The sequence below is a fragment of the Neobacillus sp. NPDC093182 genome, assembly GCF_044754045.1.
In genome coordinates this window covers 54,129-73,141 of the sequence record NZ_JBIVOI010000016.1, presented here as the reverse complement: position 1 = coordinate 73,141, position 19,013 = coordinate 54,129, and the positions used below count along the sequence as shown (strand labels likewise).

The 19,013-nt window shown below is 38.7% G+C and carries 17 protein-coding genes; 10 read left to right on the top strand and 7 right to left on the bottom strand.

Going from position 1 to position 19,013, the window contains the following annotated elements; translation table 11 throughout:
• Positions 1–14: 14 nt before the first annotated feature.
• Positions 15–911, bottom strand: coding sequence for a 4-hydroxy-tetrahydrodipicolinate synthase (gene dapA / locus ACIQAA_RS25035; protein ID WP_402625160.1), 897 nt, complete (start codon positions 909–911; stop codon positions 15–17).
• A gap of 351 nt (positions 912–1,262) precedes the next feature.
• Between dapA and ACIQAA_RS25030 the strand changes: the two genes are divergently transcribed.
• Together ACIQAA_RS25030 and ACIQAA_RS25025 are read left to right on the top strand one after the other, a co-directional pair.
• Positions 1,263–2,306: a CdaR family transcriptional regulator gene (locus ACIQAA_RS25030; RefSeq protein ID WP_402625157.1), complete on the top strand. Its 1,044-nt coding sequence runs from the start codon at positions 1,263–1,265 to the stop codon at positions 2,304–2,306.
• A 174-nt stretch (positions 2,307–2,480) separates the two neighbouring features.
• The gene (locus ACIQAA_RS25025) at positions 2,481–2,627 is read left to right on the top strand and encodes a hypothetical protein (protein ID WP_402625155.1); all 147 of its coding nucleotides are present in this window, start codon (positions 2,481–2,483) and stop codon (positions 2,625–2,627) included.
• A gap of 65 nt (positions 2,628–2,692) precedes the next feature.
• Here the strand turns inward: ACIQAA_RS25025 and ACIQAA_RS25020 are convergent, their stop codons facing one another.
• Both ACIQAA_RS25020 and yidA read right to left on the bottom strand, forming a co-directional pair.
• Positions 2,693–3,619 (bottom strand): GNAT family N-acetyltransferase, encoded by a 927-nt coding sequence (locus ACIQAA_RS25020; RefSeq protein WP_402625152.1) that lies wholly within the window; start codon positions 3,617–3,619, stop codon positions 2,693–2,695.
• 876 nt (positions 3,620–4,495) lie between these two features.
• On the bottom strand, positions 4,496–5,317 hold the full coding sequence (yidA, locus tag ACIQAA_RS25015) for a sugar-phosphatase (RefSeq protein ID WP_402625150.1): 822 nt from the start codon (positions 5,315–5,317) through the stop codon (positions 4,496–4,498).
• 653 nt (positions 5,318–5,970) lie between these two features.
• Here yidA and ACIQAA_RS25010 point away from each other — a divergent pair.
• Positions 5,971–6,816, top strand: coding sequence for a hypothetical protein (locus ACIQAA_RS25010; protein ID WP_402625147.1), 846 nt, complete (start codon positions 5,971–5,973; stop codon positions 6,814–6,816).
• A gap of 167 nt (positions 6,817–6,983) precedes the next feature.
• Here ACIQAA_RS25010 and ACIQAA_RS25005 read toward each other — a convergent pair whose 3' ends face one another.
• On the bottom strand, positions 6,984–8,285 hold the full coding sequence (locus ACIQAA_RS25005) for a sensor histidine kinase (RefSeq protein WP_402625144.1): 1,302 nt from the start codon (positions 8,283–8,285) through the stop codon (positions 6,984–6,986).
• A 69-nt stretch (positions 8,286–8,354) separates the two neighbouring features.
• Complete coding sequence (locus ACIQAA_RS25000) at positions 8,355–9,080, bottom strand: MurR/RpiR family transcriptional regulator (RefSeq protein WP_402625141.1); 726 nt, start codon at positions 9,078–9,080, stop codon at positions 8,355–8,357.
• Between the two features lie 190 nt (positions 9,081–9,270).
• Here ACIQAA_RS25000 and ACIQAA_RS24995 point away from each other — a divergent pair, with 190 nt between their 5' ends.
• Entirely contained in the window at positions 9,271–10,599 is a 1,329-nt protein-coding gene (locus ACIQAA_RS24995; protein ID WP_402625138.1) for a 6-phospho-beta-glucosidase, read from the top strand.
• A 28-nt stretch (positions 10,600–10,627) separates the two neighbouring features.
• On the opposite strand, the gene ACIQAA_RS24990 is transcribed toward ACIQAA_RS24995, so the two are convergent.
• On the bottom strand, positions 10,628–10,786 hold the full coding sequence (locus ACIQAA_RS24990; protein WP_402625136.1) for a hypothetical protein: 159 nt from the start codon (positions 10,784–10,786) through the stop codon (positions 10,628–10,630).
• 142 nt (positions 10,787–10,928) lie between these two features.
• Between ACIQAA_RS24990 and corA the strand changes: the two genes are divergently transcribed.
• Together corA and ACIQAA_RS24980 are read left to right on the top strand one after the other, a co-directional pair.
• A complete protein-coding gene (gene corA, locus ACIQAA_RS24985; RefSeq protein WP_402625133.1) occupies positions 10,929–11,882 on the top strand; it encodes a magnesium/cobalt transporter CorA in 954 nt (317 codons plus the stop codon).
• Positions 11,883–12,583: 701 nt separating this feature from the next.
• The gene (locus tag ACIQAA_RS24980) at positions 12,584–14,080 is read left to right on the top strand and encodes a DNA/RNA non-specific endonuclease (protein ID WP_402625130.1); all 1,497 of its coding nucleotides are present in this window, start codon (positions 12,584–12,586) and stop codon (positions 14,078–14,080) included.
• Positions 14,081–14,152: 72 nt separating this feature from the next.
• Here the strand turns inward: ACIQAA_RS24980 and ACIQAA_RS24975 are convergent, their stop codons facing one another.
• On the bottom strand, positions 14,153–14,524 hold the full coding sequence (locus ACIQAA_RS24975) for an aminoacyl-tRNA hydrolase (RefSeq protein ID WP_402625128.1): 372 nt from the start codon (positions 14,522–14,524) through the stop codon (positions 14,153–14,155).
• Positions 14,525–15,086: 562 nt separating this feature from the next.
• On the opposite strand from ACIQAA_RS24975, the gene ACIQAA_RS24970 reads away from it, so the two are divergent.
• Genes ACIQAA_RS24970 through menC form a run of 4 tightly spaced genes read left to right on the top strand, consistent with a single transcriptional unit; the run spans position 15,087 to position 19,013 of the window.
• Positions 15,087–15,956: a MurR/RpiR family transcriptional regulator gene (locus ACIQAA_RS24970; protein ID WP_402625125.1), complete on the top strand. Its 870-nt coding sequence runs from the start codon at positions 15,087–15,089 to the stop codon at positions 15,954–15,956.
• A gap of 5 nt (positions 15,957–15,961) precedes the next feature.
• Complete coding sequence (locus ACIQAA_RS24965; protein WP_402625122.1) at positions 15,962–17,098, top strand: amidohydrolase; 1,137 nt, start codon at positions 15,962–15,964, stop codon at positions 17,096–17,098.
• Positions 17,095–17,910: a GNAT family N-acetyltransferase gene (locus ACIQAA_RS24960; RefSeq protein WP_402625119.1), complete on the top strand. Its 816-nt coding sequence runs from the start codon at positions 17,095–17,097 to the stop codon at positions 17,908–17,910. Before ACIQAA_RS24965 ends, ACIQAA_RS24960 begins: the two co-directional genes overlap by 4 nt.
• A complete protein-coding gene (gene menC / locus ACIQAA_RS24955; protein ID WP_402625116.1) occupies positions 17,907–19,013 on the top strand; it encodes an o-succinylbenzoate synthase in 1,107 nt (368 codons plus the stop codon). Before ACIQAA_RS24960 ends, menC begins: the two co-directional genes overlap by 4 nt.

Below are 19,013 nucleotides of genomic sequence, written 5' to 3'. Positions count from 1 at the left end.
CTCTCTCTGAGAAATTAGATAGTTTGGTAGAGCTCTAAGTCTTTTAGTACATTAGCTAATAATTGCCTGCTTTCCGGATTCATTTCCGCTGCAGGAGCTAATGCATAACCCACATCAATTCCTACCATTCTTAAACCTTCTTTTAACACAACAGGGAATGTTGCTTTGTCCACTGCTAAACGTAAGGGAGCAAGTTTAAACTGCAATTCTAGTGATTTTTGATAGTCGCCTGCAACAAACGTATTGTAAATATCCGCTACCAACTTAGGAGCAATATTTCCTGTGCTCGCGATCGCACCAGTGGCACCATGACATAAACCTGCATAAATGAGTGTGTCGCGCCCAAGTAAAACAGAAAATGATTCGCGAGGGGTGACTCGTAAGTACTCAGCCGTTTTCGTCATATCTCCACTTGAGTCTTTAATTCCGATAATGTTATCAACCTTACTTAGTTCTTCGCAAGTCTTCACATCAATTTTCACTTGTGTACGAGCTTCATTGCCATAAAGGATAATTGGCAGATTTGTTGACTTGGCGATTGTCTTAAAGTGCTCAGCCAACTCCGTTTGCGTTGGTGACATAAAATACGGAGTTAAGACAGATAATGCCGCAACACCGCCAATTTCTTCTATCATCTGTGCGGTTTGAATACAGTCTCTAGTCGTGATCTCACTAGCCCCGCAATAAATGGGAACTCTTCCAGCGGTGTGATCGACTGTTACCTCTACAACCCGGCGCTTCTGCTCTGGCGTTAGCCCGTAAATTTCGCCGCTGCTTCCTAGAACGAATAATCCATGAACACCACCTGCGATCGTGTAATCAATTACTTTACGTAAAGCATCTTCCATCAAGTTACCATTTCTATCTAAAGGTGTGACTAATGCAGGAATGACCCCATTTGGTTTAAACATTGTTTTAACTCCTCTCGCTCTTTCATTATTTAAATTTACTGAAACTCCAAAAATTATGTCAGATTCCTAGAATGTATAGGTAAAGTTAATCCAGACTATTTTAGGCAAATGAACAAGTGGTTTATGATTTTATTAGAATCTAAAATAGCAAAGATTCTTCATATGTTCGTTTTATTACAATAAATCAAACATATATTGAACTTTTTCATCATTTATCGTAACCGCTTACATATTTTATTGTATAATTGTCTTACAAATAAAACAATCGTTCAAATTACTAAGAAATTGTGAAGTTTTTTAGGCAAATAAACAAATTATTCATATAATTCTACCATTCAGGGGGATTGGCAGTTGAAAATTAATAAAGTTCTAGCCCAAGAGATTGCGGATAAAGTAATGACCGTTATTCCCTACAATGTAAATATTATGGATGAAACAGGGATGATTATTGGCAGTGGGGACGCAAATAGAAAAGGCAGCTTTCATCAAGGAGCGGTAGCAGCAATCGAACAGAATACCATTGTTTGCATCTATGATACAGAAGGTCCCTCCATGCCTGGTGTAAATATCCCCATCCATTTCAGAAAGAACATTATAGGCGTGATTGGAATAAGCGGAGAACCAGCCATCGTTGAACCTTTTGCAGAATTAGTCCGCGTAACAGCAGAATTATTAATTAATCAGGAATACTTATATACAGAGCGTAGAATACAAGAGCAAATGAAAGAAGAATTTTTATATCAATGGGTTTTTCGTCAAGATCACTATGATGCTGCTTTTAAGAATAACGGGGAAGCAATGGGGATTAATCTTACTATGGAAAGAATGGCCATTATCGTTAAGGGTGAAACCATTAAAGAACCCTATTTAAAAGAACAGGAATTTTCATTCAAATTAAACCACACTGCGTTACTTTTCATTGTACCGACGGATAGTGATATCTTAAAAAGATTGGAACAGATGAGCACCCATCCTCGTACAAAAATTGGGATTGGAGGTAGCAGTACACTTGTATCAAAATCTGTGCGTGAAGCAGAACGGGCGATTGATATCGCTGAAAAACTAACACTGCCTTCACCTTTTTGTTATTATCAAGAGCTAAAGTTTATTGACTATTTAACAAATAAAGATTTGTCATTTAGTGAAATTGGTCATTTTTTTCAGGAGTTTGAGACTACACCTAAAGGACAAGAGCTCATTGAAACGCTTCTTTGCTATATAAAAAACAGTGGTGATATGAATGCGATTTCGAAAGAACTTCATATCCATCGGAACAGTTTAGCCTATCGCTTACAAAGAATTGAAATATTAACAAACAAAAATCCTAAAAAGTTTACAGATTTATTTCAACTTTATACCGGATATGTCATTTATAAAATGAAGCATTCAGAGTAATGTTTGCAAAAAAAATCAGCCTTCATGCGCGTATAGCATGAAGGCTGATTAGGTTGGAATCTATGTTTCAAACAATATATAAATTGACCATTCCAGTTAATTGATTTTAATTAACGATGTACAAAAGTGTAAATTATCGTTTTTAAAACATACTATATTCAGAGGTGATATAGAATGGAAAAAGGAACAGCTAATGAAGAAAAAAATGATCAGGTAATTCATTCAAAAATTTATGAACAAGTGAAAAGAAACAATCTTATGGATTGGGGTGAAATAGAACTAATCGAAAACATCCAACAAAGTGAAACTCGGAATGATTAGGTCAATAGGGACGGTTCTCATGGTTTTTTTGTTTGCGCTGACCACAAGAACCGTCCCCATGGTCTTCAAAGTTCCTTCATATAAACCGCAGTTTGTGAATGAGGTGTCATTCCCACTTGTTGATATAAGCGGTTGGCATTGGTTAGGCTATCACTGTCTACATACAAAAGAATGGTTTTTTGATTCTGTTGGTAAGCCATCCCAAATGTATGAAGAAGCAACGCCTTACCGATTCCATCTTTTCTGTATTCACGTTTCACGCCTAACAAATCAATAAATAATCCATCCTCCTGCATCCTGCTCATGAGGAATCCTGCTGGCTTAGCATCCTTCCAGACAAGAAACCAAAGACTTGGATCGTAACCGTCTCCCTTTTTTTGAGAAATCCATGTGGAGAAGTCTTTCTTGGTATACCCCCATGTATCCCGGAAGGTTTCGTCGTATAGCGAGAATAGCGTTTCTTCATCTTGATCAGGCTGAAAAGGCCGTAACGTCATTCCCTCTGGTAAATGGTTCTGGCCAGGCTGCTCTTCTAACTGTATTTTCATTCGTTCATATAGCCTGCTGAATTGATATCCCCTTGCTTCAACCAAATTTCTAGCAGCACTATTGGTAAAAGAAATTTGGTTCATTAACTTTTGCCCGCCATCTTTCCCTTTCGCTAGAACATGTGCCCGCTCCTCCACTTTCGCTAGTAAAAGTGAACCAATTCCCTGGTTTTTAAACTGTGGGTGGACAAATACACACGTATCCATTCTGTTAGCCCCTGTTACCTCAACAAAGCCATACCCAATAATTTCGTTCGTTGCAGAAAGGGCAATCCACGCATCTGTCTCAATTTGAATAGAATTCCACATATCAAGTACATCGGACAAGGTAATATCCGGTTCACCGATGTCCTCGATATCACACAATGCCACCAAATCCGTAATGGCTTGAGCATCTTCTACTGTCGGATGTTTAATCTTAAACTTCTGTATTTCTTTTGCCATCTACTTCTCTCCCCCTTCGTACCAGTTCGTAATTCTATTTTAACTGAAAAATTGAATATCATTTCGGACTTTTATTTACAAAAAACAATCCTTTGAAAGTTCTTTTTGATGCCCATAAATCAGTACTTTGATTTTTTTCGGCAAAAAATGCTGTAATTCCTCTCAACCAAACGTTTGATTAAAAGTGCCTCAAACCCTTTTGAAAAACGAACTCTACCTTCATTTCAAGAGAATTTCTTGTCGAGGAATAGCTTTGCTTTCTACTAAATTTCTTCAAAGACCCCCAATAAAAATAACTTTCTACAATGAACGACGGGTTCTTCTAAAATAGGTTGTAAACAAACGTTTGTGTAAAAACAGAATGCAAACCGTTATATTAGGCTTTCTACCTTGATTCAGATAAAATAATTGTCATTAATTAGAAAGTCCTTAAAGACGATCTTGAGAAAACATCTGAGTTTAACAATTTCCCATAAGAACTACAAACTCAGCATATCCCTTGTTTTTCCCTTTTCATTTTGGACATCTTATACTTTTGGAATTATCAGTAAAATGATACTATTAAATTACCATAACAATCGGTAAGGTAAACCTATTGAAAGCAGGGTCTCAAAATCACCGTTCTACTCTGAAACTAATATGATGGCTGAACTAAAGGTTTAATCATTCAAAGGGAGTTGTTCTATTTGAATCTTAAATCCATCCTTTGTTTTTTTCGCAGACGGCACAGGTACAGTTATTACACCAGTAAATGCATTAGATGTGGAAAGAGTAGTAAATCTATGTAAAAAAGAGCCATAGGCTCTTTTTTACATTCTGTTCTATTAACTTTTGAACAACTAGCTCTTTATCAATGGCGGCCCTTCAATGTAGAGCTTAGTGGTGATCTGCCCCCAGAATTAATTTTTCAATCGCATAGGCAACGCCATGTTCATTATTGGATAATGTATGGAACTGAGCCGCTTCTTTTACGACGGATTCTGCATTGGCCATTGCCACTCCGCAGCCCGCATACTCAATCATACTTAGATCATTTTCACCATCCCCAATGCAGATAACCTCTTCCTGCTTGATCGAAAGTTTTTCGGCAAGTTGTCTGACTGCATTTCCTTTGCTGACTCTTGGGTCAAGGATTTCTAAAAAGAACGGAGTACTTTTAACGAACGTATATTTTTCCCAGAATGATTCAGGTATGTTTGCAATATTAGTATTCAAACGTTCCGGCTCATCAATAAACATGACTTTCGGAATCAGCATGTCCTCTGGCACTTCATTAATCGGCAGATAGTGAAGAGGCATTTGGTTGATATGGGCTTCATGAATGGTGTAACGGTTGATCTCTCGATTAGGTGTATAAAGATTTTCTGTATCAAAGAAATGGAGCGGTGAATCGATCTTTAAGCTTAATTCGTATATTTCTTTTAAGTTTTCATAGGATAAGGTAATTTGGGATTCCACATCCTGGTTGTAAGTATTTTGCACAAGAGCCCCATTAAAGGTGATCACATAGTCATCTTCATCGTTTAATTTCAATTCCTCAATAATCGATTGGACACCGACAATCGGCCTCCCCGTACAGATTACCACCTTCACTCCTCTAGCTTTAGCAGCTTGAATGGCGTCATTTACTTCTTTTGTAATTTCTTTTCGATCATTCATCAGCGTTCCATCAATATCTATTGCCACTAATTTATACAAATCATGTCCCCCTCTTGGTGTATGAATAAAGCATATTACTATACTACAAGAAGGGCAAATAATAATCCAGACTAGTGGGAGGCACAGATTTAACGGAATTTGGAACTAAATTGTAAAAAAAGTATTTATTGTAGAAATGAAATTAATGGATATAAAGAAATGCAAAAAATAAAATATGAAAATCGAGAATAATTTTCATTTTTACAAAAAGGGTGTCCCAAAAGTTTGGGGCACCCCTTTTGCATGTTATTATATTAAATCTTGCTATTCAATAGACCAAATACACTTTAATGACTATATCATTTTTTGACAATTTTCTTTCCCCCAAGAAGGAGCAAATACAGCATTAACAGCACGGAATGTAATTCTAATCAATCGATTAGTTAACTCGAATTCTACTAATCAAACGCTTGATTAAATAGCGATTAAACCCTTTGTTATAAGAGTTTTTGCTTGGTTTTAGAAGAGGATCTTGTCGAAATTATGTTGTCATTTTTTTGATTTCTCCTCAAAACTTACAATAGAAACTAAATTCTACTATGTTAAGGATAAGTTATTTGAAGTACACAATTTTGTAACAACTTTTCGCAAATCACCATGTCCTTTTGCCCTCTAGATTCCTATATAGAGGGTAGAAAGGGTGGTGCATTTTTGTGAATTTGAAATCAGGCAGAGTTGAAGGTTTTGAAGGGTATTCTCAGTTTAATAGTGTGAAGGAGTTCAATACGCATGTCGAGATGTGGCTGGCGGTGAAGAAACAGGAATTCTCGAAGGGGGAACTTGTCGGGTTGAAGAGGCTGGTTCGTTTTTCTGTAAAAGTACCCGGTGTATGTAATGCAAAGATTGGGACCTTGCTTAAAGCGATTAATGAAGAGTACCAAGGGAACGGAATCTCCCGCTCCACGTTTAAAAGAATGGTCAGCAAAGCCAAAGAAATGGGAATCCTCACCATCTATGAAACAGAACGAAAAAATGGCTCACAGACTAGTAACCTTTATTGTTTTAATCGTTTCCCACAAAGTGAACCACCCAAAGCCGAAAAATTGGACCACCCTAAAGAAACTAATAATCTTTTAAAAACTAATCATCAAAAGAATACTAAACGTAACGAAGCGCCGATTGAACTCGATCATACTTTTGTTAGTGATCAAGTTCCACAAACATTTGTGCAGCTCGTAAAATACTTCTTCGCTGACGCAAAGACGATTGAAGAATACTGGCACATGGTACAAATCGCCGCTTTTCGATTTGAATGTAATCAACACAAAGAGGATGTTCTCGCTATTGCCATTCAGTCCTTTAAACAGCTGGTCCGTAAACTTAAATCGACTAAGCAGGTAGTAAAACCGATTGCCTTCTTTTATGGCATTTTAACCAATAAACTAAAAGAATTCTATCTCAGCCAATTGCCTGAAGACAGAAATGAGAGTAAGCCGTTACGCTATGTACTCGGAACAGGTGAAGTCATGTATTATGATTGGCTGCACACGGAGTCCTAATAAAGGGGCATTCAAACAGGTTTTGTTAATGCGATGGCGAATGAAGCGTGCATTCTGACAGGGTTTGTGATTCCGATGGCAACCGTGTCCGAATCAGCAACCTTGGTTGTTTTTCCGCATGCGGGGCCAATTCCTGTACAAATACCACAGGGACGGTTCTCACGGTTTCATAATGGGTAAATCTGGCCAAAAAAGCCATCAGAACCGTCCCCATGGTTAACTGCCATTCCCCCCACTAACTGGAGTGTATTGTATAAAAAGTGAGGGTTAATTTGTGCTTGTAATGCCTTAAACTGAGCTTCTTTCGTAGCGATTTCACTTTTATACTCTTTTTCTATCAACTCTTTTATTCTATAAACCATGGCGGTGAAATTCTTTTCCAGCAGCCCGATTTCGTCATTTCGGTCTGTTCTAATGTGCACTTCAAAGTTATTTTCGCCGACTTCCTTCATGGCATCCACTAATTGAATAATCGGCTTTGTGGTTTTCAATGACATATAAATCGATAAAAGAATCGTAATAATGATAGAAATAATACTAATCATGATTCCATATACAAAAGTCTTTGTTACACCATCCATAATGACAGCCATTGGAATTATTTTCATAATCGTTACCTGACTGTTAAAAGCCTTTTTGAAAAAAACATAATGACTATTCGTCTTTAGGTGGTTTTCATTTTTACTACTATTAATCTGTTCAAAGAGTTGGTGCGTATCTACAGTTGTTTTGTCATTCCCGTTAGGGTTATAAATGATTTGACCCTCTTTGTTTAGTAAGTAAACGGAGCTATCCTGTTCGGTTTTCAAAATTTCAATCACACTGTCGATTATATTCCAGTTAATGTCAAATGAAATCCCCCCGACGATTTCACGATCCTCAAATCGAATAATGCTCCGGGTCAGAGAAAAATTTTGTTGCGGCAGCTTACTATTAAAAACATAATGAGGACTAACCTTTAATTCCTCCCAGTTTGTCCCATTGATAGTAGATATGCTTGACAAATTAAATTCATCTTCTTTTAACATATATACTTTTTGAGTTTCCTTCGCGTAGATCGAAATACTATCAATATAGTCATTGCGATAATAGGTAGAGTACAATTTGTCCTGGATATAATCGAGGGTATTATAATCCAATGGAATATCTTCCTCATCGCTTCGGCTAATACTTGGTATTAATCTTTCATCAAGCAGGCTAGAAAACAAGAGTTTATCACTTTCATTCAACTTCTCGTCTATATACTTACCCGCTAGAATAATTCTCGACTCATTGGAAGTGACAACTTCTCTTTCATAATTTTGCTGCGAAACATTGATCGAAAAGACAATTAATATAAGTAAAGGCAGAATCATCGCTAAAAGCATTAAAACCATTAACTTATAACGAATACTGCTCTTAAACTTAAGCAAAACATTCTGTTCAATAAAAAACCTCACTGCATGAAAAATTCCCTTAAATCTCAACATACCCTTTCCTCCGATGCCTCTTTGATGTGACTGTCCCATTTTCAGAAAATAGGTGACAGGCACCGATTTTCATTCTGAGAGTTTGTTTACTTCCCGAGCGGTTTCTTCCAGTATGTAGACGACAGGTATTTGGGTGGTGATGTTTGAGTTTTTGTACCATTCTTCGGTGACGTAATAGGATATGTTGATGTCCGAGATTTTTGCGATGGTACTATGTTTGTGATTGGTGATACTAATAATTTTGCTGCCTTTTTCTTTAAGCTGATTTAAGTGGGCAATCGTAAAACTATTTTCCCCATTTACTGATAAAGCAATGGTTGTACTATTATGAAGATAATTTGCATGGATTGGAATATAAGGATCCTTCACATACATAGAAAACTTTCCTAAGCTTGAAAAATACCTTGCACCGTATTCCGCTAAAATTCCTGAACTTCCGGAACCAATAAAAATAAGGTTATCTGATTTTACGATCAGTGTCGCTGCATCTTTTATGGCCTCATCAAGGTTCCCCTTTAAGGTCCTTTCCACAAATTCCGAAAGGGTGTACTGCGTACTTTTAATATTCCTCTCTACATTTTCATCTAAATAAAGCTTTAACTTCAATTTGAATTCCGTAAATCCTTCACACTTTAATTTTCGGCAAAAGCGGAGAATGGTAGATGTAGAGACATGAGTTACATCTGCTAAATCACGAATTCGCATGTAAATGACTTTCTCGCTATTTTTACATATGTAGTCGTATAAAGAAGTTTCTAGCTCATTAAATGTAGCAATGATTTCGCTTGAGAACATGGCTGGCGCCCTCCTAAATCTTTTTGAAAGTATCATACCACATTAGTTGAAACAACGTGTTACTCATTTGTAACACGTTCCTTTCAAAAGCACCTTTGCCTAAATCCCTCAAGGTCATTTACTCTATCCCCATCAACAAAATAGAATGAATAGGAGAAGAGAAAAACTAAATTATTGGAGGTTTTCCTAAATGTCAAAAGGCGTTAAAATCGTAACAATTGGCGGAGGATCTAGTTATACACCTGAATTAGTAGAGGGTTTTATTAAACGATATGATGAGTTACCAGTGAGAGAGCTTTGGTTAGTTGATATCGAAGCGGGAAAAGAAAAATTGGATATTGTTGGCAATCTTGCTAAGCGTATGGTGGCAAAAGCAGGTCTTCCAATTGAAGTCCATTTAACATTGGATCGAAGAGAAGCATTAAAGGGCGCAGACTTTGTTACCACTCAATTTCGTGTTGGTCTTTTAGAAGCGCGTGCAAAAGATGAGAGAATCCCATTAAAATACAATGTGATCGGTCAGGAAACAAATGGACCAGGCGGTTTATTCAAAGGCCTTCGTACCATTCCTGTCATTCTTGAAATCTGTAAAGATATCGAAGAGCTTTGCCCAGAAGCATGGCTAGTAAACTTCACCAACCCTGCCGGAATGGTAACAGAAGCGATTCTTCGCTACAGTAACATTAAAAAGGTGGTCGGTTTATGTAACGTGCCAATTGGCATGCGCATGGGGATTGCGAAATCATTGAATGTAGAGCCAGAGCGTGTTCAGGTGAACTTTGCCGGTCTAAACCATATGGTATATGGCCTTGATACATTCGTAGATGGAGTAAGCGTACAAGACCAAGTGATCGAAGCGATGGCAAATCCAGATAATGCATTAACGATGAAAAACATTTCTGGTCTTTCATGGGAGCCTGACTTTATTCGTGGATTAGGGGTAATTCCATGCGGCTACCATCGTTACTACTATAAAACAGATGAAATGCTGCAAGAGGAATTAGAAAAAGCAGAAGCGGAAGGAACTCGTGCAGAAGTCGTTCAACGATTAGAAAATGAATTGTTTGAACTCTATAAAGATGAAACTCTTGATATTAAGCCTCCTCAATTAGAAAAACGCGGCGGCGCCTACTATAGTGATGCAGCATGCAGTCTGATTAGCTCAATCTATAATGACAAACGAGACATTCAACCCGTAAACACCCGCAATAACGGTGCCATTGCTAGTATTCCTGATGACTCAGCAGTAGAAGTAAACTGTGTGATCACAAAAGAAGGTCCAAAACCAATATCAGTTGGAGACCTGCCAGTTGCAGTAAGAGGATTAGTACAACAAATCAAATCCTTCGAGCGAGTCGCAGCCGAAGCAGCCGTAACAGGTGACTACAACACAGCGCTACTAGCCATGACCATCAACCCGCTCGTCCCATCTGACAAACTAGCAAAACAAATCCTGGATGAAATGCTAGAAGCACACAAAGAACACCTGCCACAATTTTTTACAAGAGTAGAAGCATAAATACCACAGAATACCACAGGGACGGTTCTCACGGTTTCATAATGGGTAAATCTGGCCAAAAAAGGCCATCAGAACCGTCCCCATGGTTACCCTGTTCCTTCCCATTCCGTTCTAAGTAGTCGATTAAAGGCTTCCACTTATCAGCCAATGACCGTGATTCCTTCTCAACGTCTGTTTTTAACATCATTCCTACTCTCCTTCATTCCCTTTCTTCATCAAGAAAGCCCCTTTTTTAGATGTTATTGCACCAATATTAATAAATCTTGAAAGAGGTCCATACAAATGTATAAAATATAATAAGATTTTACTAACAATTACTAGGAGACTTTATGATTCGAATATTTGCAGTTGATCATCAAAATAAACCAATGGTGGACCCTCCACTCGAGACAATAAAAAATAACCATTTAAAATGGTTTTGGGTCGATTTCAATAAACCTACTGAACAAGAAAGTGCATTGCTTATAGATTTTTTTCATTTTCACCCTTTGGCGGTTGAAGATTGTTTGCATTTCCTACAACGGCCGAAGTTGGAATATTACGAGGATCACAGTTTTTTTGTGATTCATGCTATTAATATGGACACTCTCACTCCTCATGAAGTGGACATTTTTTTCGGAGAAAAATTCGTTGTAACATTCCATTTAGACGAAATTCCAGAAATCAATCAATTTTGGGGCACAATTCAACGCATGAAAAACTTCTCTCAAATTGGTCCTACTGAGATTACCCATAAAATTATGGACAAAATTGTTGATACCTATTTTCCAATTGTTCATCAAATAGAGGATCACATCCTTTCAATTGAAAGTAATTTTGATTTATCAAACAAGAACATGATTCAAGAAACCTTTTCAGCAAGAAGTAGCCTTTTTAAAATTAGAAAAACCATTTTCCCGATGCGTCAATTAATGTACCGGGTCACGGAATCAAATCGGCTTCCCATTTCCACTAAAAAAATGGTGTACTTTCAGGATATTCACGACCACTTAATTAAATTGAGTGATATCGTCGATTCCAGTACCGAAATGACTTCAGAAATTCGAGATAACTACATTTCAATCAATTCGTTTCGAATGAATTCGATCATGAAAACCTTAACAGTTATTACAACTATTTTCATGCCACTAACTTTCATTGCAGGAATATATGGGATGAATTTTGAGAACATGCCCGAATTAAAATGGCATTATGGATATTTTCTTATTCTTGGAATCATGTTATTAATCGGAATAGTTATGATGAGCTGGTTTAAACGAAAAGGCTGGTTTAGGAACGATTGATTGAATTTTTGAACTTATGGGTTCACTAACTCAAAACCTAATTGTAAAGCAGGATGGTTCCAAAAGCGGCAAACATCCACCTAGACAGGTAAAAGTCGCTCCCAAAAAGGAAGCGACTTTATTACCCATGATCCTACTGATCCAGCTGCTCCGTAGAACGGCGCTCCGTGTTCACACTATTGCTCGAACTGCCGTTTTCGTAGGAGTGACTTGGACGGCCTTTTTCATAGGAGCGGCTTGGGCGCGTTGGATTGGACTGTCCTTTAATATAGGTGCATCTTCACAGAAAATCTTATAAGCCTCTTCATTCTTGATAGGGTAAAGAAGGAAAAGAATTAATTTACTGAAAATTAACATTTTTATAAAAAATTTTATGATATTGTAAATTTTATCAAGGTATACACAATACATAACTGTGCATGTGGAGCAGGTTGTGTTAGTAGAGAAGGAAATAGCTAAACAAAAGTAATTTAAGGGGGTGCCGTAGATTTATTTCGGACTTTTAAATTAGAACGATAGCTGGGTAGTTAGTGTACCTCAACTTTTTCAAGTTCATTTAATTATATTTTTTATCGGTCTTATTTCAAAGAAAATATACGGGCTATTTCCTTATCACTTTTACCTTGTTTTTAATCTTGTCTTGCCTATTCTATTTTTCTCTCAATATGATTTTCGTAAAATCAATAGGAGGTTATCACGATATGTTTGAAAGCGGGTCTGTACAAAATGCGAATTTATCAAAAAGGGGCAAAGAAAGCATAATGAAAAAGGCAGCCATTCTTGTTTCTACATGCCTCGTGTTTTTAGGTGTCATAACCAATGTAAATATTACACCCGCACAAGCTGCTGTAGGAACGAATGTGGTAATCAGTGAAGTTTATGGCGGCGGGGGCAATAGTGGCTCTTCTTATAAAAATGATTATATTGAACTCTACAATCCTACAAATTCTAGTGTTAGCTTGTCTGGATGGTCTGTTCAATATGCCTCTTCAACTGGCACGTTCAATAACATTACAAATTTAACAGGCAGTATTGGGCCACATCAATACTATTTAATTAAACAGGCTAGCGGCGGTGGAGGAACGGTTAATTTACCGACAGCTAATGTGACAGGTACGATTAACTTAAGTGCAACCAGCGGAAAAGTTGCATTAGCAAAAGTCACTACCGCGGTAACAGGGGCAACTGGTTCAAATGTTGTCGATTTTGTTGGCTACGGTTCTGCCAATAATTCAGAAACTTCCCCAGTAGGTACTCTATCTGCTACTACTAGTGCAGAGCGTAAAGACAATAACGGCGGAACCGTTCAGGGGCAAGGTAATGGCTGGGACACAAACAATAATTCAATGGACTTAGTGATTACAAGCAGCTTGGCTCCTCAGAATTCATCATCACCAGCTGAGCCTACAACAGAAACAGATCCTGGAACAGAGACAGGTGTTGATGATAATCATATAGGTCTAGGGAATCCAAGTGGTGCTACTGCCGTTACAACCAACTCCAATAATTATCTGATGACGAAGCTGCAATATACTCTTTCGTACAACAATAGCAAACACATACCTAACTGGGTTAGCTGGCATTTAGATTCATCTGATATTGGAAATACTCCGCGTCAGGATGACTTCCGTGCCGATACCACATTACCGTCGGGATGGTATCAGGTTACTGCTAGTGAATTTTCAGGAAGCGGATTTGACAGAGGACACATGACTCCATCTGGTGACCGTACATCTTCTGTTGCCAACAATTCAGCAACATTTCTGATGACCAATATGATCCCTCAAGCTCCAAATAACAACCAGATTACCTGGGAGAATTTGGAGTCGTATTCTCGTAAACTTGTTTCAGCTGGTAACGAATTATATATTATTTCCGGAGGTTACGGAAGTGGGGGTACCGGGGCAAATGGATATAGAACAACTGTAGGGAATGGAGTTGTAGTGCCGGCAAAGGTATGGAAGGTCATCGTTGTATTGCCTAAAGGAAATAATGATATTAGCCGTGTATCCACTGCAACTCGAGTAATCGCTGTGATGGTGCCGAATGATCAAACAGCTTCCAGTCAACCTTGGGGCAACTACAGGGTAAGTATTGACTCAATTGAATCTATGACTGGTTATGATTTCCTCTCTTCGATTTCGACAAGCATCCAAAGCAGCATCGAAGCCAAAGTTGACAGTGGTGCTACGAATTAAGCCACAGGTAAGCCACAGGTAAGCCACAGGGACGGTTCTCACGGTTTCATAATGGGTAAACCGTCCCCATGGTTAGTTTTTAAGGAGAGTTAAGTGGCCGACTATTTCCTTCGCTTCAGATTTTTCCATCGGTGGAAGTGCAATAACAGTTAAAGAACCCGATTTAATCTCAGTTAATCCACTATCACGAATACTAAAAAATCCTCTTTTTTCTAACTTTTCAAGCTCGGCTTGCTTACCCTTTAAAATAATTTTTTTCATTCCATTCTGTATCCATTCTACAAAATCATCATGCCTTTCATGAAAAGGGGATTGCGAAGACATCAGGCTAATCGTACTTAGAGTTGCAGCATGGGCCACTTGTGCAGCTGTTTTACCCGCCGACATTTTTAAATCTTGATTTACAATAAAATATTGGACAAGATCTCGTTTATCCATCTCCATTATCAGTCCTTCTTTAAAGATTAATCCAAAGCTTCACGGAATGAATTTCTATAACATACACCCCATATGGAACTTCCCCCGATCGATTAGTTAGAAACTGAACCGTTATAATCGTCGACAATTTTCTTCCTGCAAAAAAGAAGCTAACACAGTATTAACAGTACGTAATGCAATTCTAATCAAACGTTTAGTTAAATTCAATTCTACTAATCAAACGCTTGATTAAATAGCGAATGAACCCTATTGTTATAAGAGTTTTTGCTGTTTTCAAGAGAGGAACTTGTCGAAAAAAGGTAATGATTTTTTTGATAGCTTCTTCGAATTAACAATAGAAAATAATAGAATACCCAACGGCACCCGATTTTTTAACTGTGCACCGCTAAAGTCAAAAGCCGCGAGAACCGTCCCCCTTGTTCCCCCTTGTTCTCAATAAATTTATATATTCAATTAATAAAAAATTTCAGAAAATTTATTGTTTTTATTTTCAAATTGTGATAAATTTATTTGAATTAAAAACGAAGTTTAGACTTCATTCAATCACCAATAAAAGGGGAGACTTCTTTTGGAGGGTACACATACAATCAAGGACAAGATTGAAATGCATTTTAATGAACTATCAAAGGGACAGCAAAAAGTGGCAAACTTCGTGATAAATAATCTGACATTTATCGGAGTGCATTCTGCGGCTGAAGTTGGTGAGAAAGCTGGGACCAGCGAGACGACCGTTATTCGTTTCTGCTATGCACTCGGACTCGAAGGATATGCCCAGCTGCAAAAAGAAATTACCCTATTTGTTTTTAACCATACAACCACTAGTACGCTTGGTAACTATGTTTCCTCAAAAAAGGAGCTTTTCAATGATCAGTGTCTTATTGAAAAAGCAATGGGCCAAGATAGCTCTAAAATTGTCGGAATTGCCAAACAAATAGATAAGAAATTATTTGATGAGGCGACGCGTAAATTACATGAAGCGAAAAATATCTATATCGTTGGTGCGGGTGCATCGCTGCTTGGTGCACAGTGGCTGCATTTTACGATGAATATTCTTCGGCCGAATGTGAAGCTTATTCAAACAGAAACAGCAGAACTTATTCGTACGCTGCAAGAAATCGATGAACATTCCGTCGTGGTAGTGATTTCGCTGCACCGTTACTTTAAAGAGCCCATTCACATAGCTGAGGCACTTCATGAACGGGGTATACCCATACTGGCAATTACAGATTCGAGGCTGGCCCCTATTCACAAACATTGTTCGTATGCCTTTATTTTAGAACAACCCGAGCTGTCCACCATTGATCTTATGCCGGCACTGGTTTCCTTTCTAAATTTATTAGTAACGGGAATGATGACATACGATCCACATTACTACAACACACAACGGGTTAAGTACGATGATTTCCAAAATAGTTTTATAGCAGATCGATGGAGTTGAAAAAGATGAATGATCAACAGCTAACTGAACGTTTACAACCGATATTCGAGCATTTGCATAAGAATCCAGAGGTAAGCTGGAGCGAGGTTGAAACAACAGCATATATCGCAAACATCCTTCGGCAAGAAGGATTAGAACCCCATACATTTGAAAATATGACCGGGTTATATGTAGATATTGGAAAAGGAACACCTAAAGTTGGATTCCGAACCGATATGGATGCTTTGTGGCAGGAAGTAGACGGTCAGTTCCGTGCCAACCATTCCTGTGGACATGACGGACATATGACGATGGCACTTGGCACCGTCTTTTTACTAAAAGAGCTGGCACCAACCCTGACAGGAGCCATACGCATCATTTTCCAACCAGCAGAGGAAAAGGCACAAGGTGCAAAGGCGCTTGTTGAGCAAGGGGTCGTTGATTCGCTGCAATTTTTATTCGGTACGCATGTAAGGCCGCTTGTTGAATTGCAGGACGGGACATACGCGCCTGCATTGTATCACGGGGCAGCGAAGCTTTTTACCGGAACGATTCTTGGGGTTGAAGCGCACGGGGCACGACCTGAGCAAGGGGTGAACGCCATCGAAGTAGCAGCGGCTTTAATTGACGGGATCAAACGTCTTTGGATTAGCCCAACAAAGTCAGCCTCTATTAAAATGACCCAGCTTCAAGCAGGCGGCACGGCAGCAAATGTTATTCCAGGTACGGCGACATTTAGTATGGATGCACGTGCTCAAAATAATGAAACGATGGAAGCTTTAACGGTTGGATTTGAAAAAGTAGTTGCAGCAGTGAGTACAATGTTCGGCGCATCGATTGAGTACCAGATAGATGCTCATATTGCCGCAGCACAAGTAGATGACACGGCAAAATCCATTATGCAGCAAGCCATTATCGATGTGGCAGGCGAAGAAAACTGCGCACCAGAAGTGGTGACACCAGGGGGCGAAGATTTCCACTTTTACACTTATTCAAAACCACAGCTCCAAACAACAATGCTTGGACTTGGCTGCGGTGTCACACCAGGACTTCATCACCCACAAATGACATTTAACCAAAAACGCCTGCCAACTGGTGCTCAAATTATAACAAGAGCATTAGTTCTGGCATTACAACATGTAGAAAGAAGCGAATCGAAATGATTGAAATTCGAGAACTAACAACCATTGCCGAAATGGAACAAATTCAAGAGCTTGAATGGAAAGTGTGGGGATCCGAAACGATCCCAACACACCAAACGTTAACGGCAGTAAAAAACGGAGGCATTATGGTTGGTGCCTATGATGGAGAGCAATTAGTCGGCTTCAGCTACGGATTTGCAGGCTTCCGTGACGGCAAATCCTATCTATGCTCCCATATGCTTGGTATTGACGAAGCGTACCGTTCACAAGGTATTGGCGAAAAGCTGAAACGTACGCAGCGTGAAATTGCCATTGCAAAAGGCTATGACAGGATGCACTGGACTTATGATCCGCTCGAAACACGAAACGGTTACTTAAACTTAACCAAACTGAATGGTATTTGTGATACCTATGTGGAAAATTGCTATGGTGAAATGCAGGACGGCTTCAATCAAGGATTGCCATCTGACCGCTTTGAACTGCACTGGCATTTAACCAGCCCTTATGTGGTGGAAAAACATTTACCAACGATCGAAGGCGCAGCTGCCTTAAACACACTTACATTTAATGAAGAAAACTTACCTGTATTCATTGCAGGCAAGGAGCAAGAACTAACTCAATCAGCTTATTCACTGGCTGTACCTAAAGATTTCCAATCCTTAAAATCAGCAAGCCAAGAACTGGCGATGGACTGGCGTTTGCAAACACGTGCACGATTCCAGCACTTATTTAAAGCAGGATACGCAGCTGTTCGTTTACAGCCATCTGAAACCTATAATGAGTATATTTTTGTAAAAAAAGAAACGTTAGCACTTGGAGGAAAACCACAATGAAAATTACAGACATTACTATCCGGCATTTACAAATGAAATTAAAAGCACCCTTCACAACAAGCTTTGGTACGTTTACCAATAAAGACTTTTTATTACTGGAAGCAAAAGATCACGACGGCACGATTGGCTGGGGTGAATCAGTAGCATTCCACTCCCCTTGGTATAACGAAGAAACATTACAAACAAACTGGCATATGCTGGAGGATTTTTTAATTCCGTTAATTTTAAACAAAGAAATCAACCATCCCGACGAAGTGAGTGAAATTTTTGCCCCGATTCGTAAAAATAACATGGCAAAATCAACGATTGAAGGTGCAGTTTGGGATATTTACGCGCAGCAAACCAATCAATCTCTCGCGTCAGCACTTGGCGGAAAAAAAGACAAAATTGAAGTTGGCATCAGTATCGGCATTCAAAATTCAATTGAAGACTTAGTCACGCTAGTCGATGAGTATGTGAAGGAAGGTTACAAACGTATTAAAGTGAAAATAAAGCCAGGCTGGGACGTGGATGTGATGCGTACTTTACGTGAAAACTTCCCGAACGTGGCCATTATGGCTGATGCAAACTCAGCCTATCGCTTAGAAGATGCAGAGCTTTTAAAACAGCTGGATGAATTTGATTTAACCATGATTGAGCAGCCTCTAGCATCAGATGATATTATCGATCATTCACATTTGCAAAAAGTGTTAAAAACCCCGATTTGCTTAGACGAAAGTATTCACTCTTTAGAGGACGCGCGTAAAGCGGTCGAGCTTGGCAGTACAAAAATTATTAACATTAAAATCGGCCGTGTCGGCGGTTTAACAGAAGCAAAAAAAATCCACGATTACTGTGAAGCAAATGGCATTCCAGTATGGTGCGGTGGCATGCTGGAATCGGGTATTGGCCGAGCTCATAATGTCGCATTAACAACGTTATCCAATTTTATTTTACCTGGAGACACAGCCAGCTCCAATCGTTACTGGGAAAAGGATATTATCATGCCTGAAGTTATAGCAGCAAACGGTTATATCGAAGTGCCTCAAACAGCAGGGATTGGTTATAAGGTCGACCGGGAAGCTGTGGAATCATTTACCGTAACGAAGAAAACTTACAAATAA

Coding starts and splice junctions, on each gene's coding strand:
- menC (WP_402625116.1), top strand. CDS start 17,907: ATGAAAATTACAGACATTACTATCCGGCATTTACAAATGAAATTAAAA.
- ACIQAA_RS24975 (WP_402625128.1), bottom strand. CDS start 14,524: ATGGAGATGGATAAACGAGATCTTGTCCAATATTTTATTGTAAATCAA.
- ACIQAA_RS24965 (WP_402625122.1), top strand. CDS start 15,962: ATGAATGATCAACAGCTAACTGAACGTTTACAACCGATATTCGAGCAT.
- ACIQAA_RS24980 (WP_402625130.1), top strand. CDS start 12,584: ATGTTTGAAAGCGGGTCTGTACAAAATGCGAATTTATCAAAAAGGGGC.
- ACIQAA_RS25025 (WP_402625155.1), top strand. CDS start 2,481: ATGGAAAAAGGAACAGCTAATGAAGAAAAAAATGATCAGGTAATTCAT.
- ACIQAA_RS24995 (WP_402625138.1), top strand. CDS start 9,271: ATGTCAAAAGGCGTTAAAATCGTAACAATTGGCGGAGGATCTAGTTAT.
- corA (WP_402625133.1), top strand. CDS start 10,929: ATGATTCGAATATTTGCAGTTGATCATCAAAATAAACCAATGGTGGAC.
- dapA (WP_402625160.1), bottom strand. CDS start 911: ATGTTTAAACCAAATGGGGTCATTCCTGCATTAGTCACACCTTTAGAT.
- ACIQAA_RS25000 (WP_402625141.1), bottom strand. CDS start 9,080: ATGTTCTCAAGCGAAATCATTGCTACATTTAATGAGCTAGAAACTTCT.
- ACIQAA_RS24990 (WP_402625136.1), bottom strand. CDS start 10,786: ATGATGTTAAAAACAGACGTTGAGAAGGAATCACGGTCATTGGCTGAT.
- ACIQAA_RS25020 (WP_402625152.1), bottom strand. CDS start 3,619: ATGGCAAAAGAAATACAGAAGTTTAAGATTAAACATCCGACAGTAGAA.
- ACIQAA_RS25005 (WP_402625144.1), bottom strand. CDS start 8,285: ATGTTGAGATTTAAGGGAATTTTTCATGCAGTGAGGTTTTTTATTGAA.
- ACIQAA_RS24960 (WP_402625119.1), top strand. CDS start 17,095: ATGATTGAAATTCGAGAACTAACAACCATTGCCGAAATGGAACAAATT.